Below are 657 nucleotides of genomic sequence, written 5' to 3'. Positions count from 1 at the left end.
AGCCCTTCCCCGAAGTTAAACTATCACTCCCCACGAGTTATGGAAAAAACATCACTTTGCCCCTTGCCAAACAAGCAGCCATAGCAACGTTTGAGTGGACGCGCGCCCCGATGGCGGCGCTTTCGAGTCAAGAGAAGCAGACCGAAGCACACTCGGCAATCTCCAACAAAACCGCTGATAGGCGTCGCTGTCTCACGGCTTGTTCTGCTGATTTTGTTGTATCGAGCGCTTTCGAGTCGCCTGACAATTCGGGCATCGAACCGCCTGACTGTAGGGAGACGCCTTCAACACCTCAAAGTAGTATTGCTGGGTTTCAGCACGCCAAGTCTCGTGGGTTCCGCACTCGACGCAGTCATACTCGATATCCTCGTAGTAGGCTGGCGGCAGAATCAGATCTGCTAGTGACGAGCTGTCTAGATCGACGGGGATTGCGTGCTCGGGAACATCCTTCTCCGATTCGATTAACCCTCGTTCGATCAACTTACGAATGCGTGTCAGCCTCTGCTCGTTGAGAAGTCGAAGCCTGAGCTTGATATTCTTCTTGTCGGCGAAGGTCATTTTCTTTGCAGATTGAGGTAGGGACGCCGGTCGCCCGGCGCCCCCCTCGCAGATCCCGGCGTGCGGAACTACCGCACCGGGCTCCTCGGATGGACGCGC

At 55.6% G+C, this 657-nt stretch carries 1 protein-coding gene; it reads right to left on the bottom strand.

The genetic code is table 11. The features are described from left to right. Nucleotides 1–192: 192 nt before the first annotated feature. The coding region (locus ACG2LG_RS24135; RefSeq protein ID WP_396263459.1) for a zinc-ribbon domain containing protein at nucleotides 193–657 on the bottom strand (465 nt) is incomplete at its 5' end.

The sequence above is a fragment of the Haloferula sp. A504 genome, assembly GCF_044385805.1.
GTDB lineage: Bacteria > Verrucomicrobiota > Verrucomicrobiia > Verrucomicrobiales > Akkermansiaceae > Haloferula.
The sequence above is the reverse complement of the archived record's forward strand: the minus strand, read 5'-3'. Positions and strand labels throughout refer to the sequence as shown.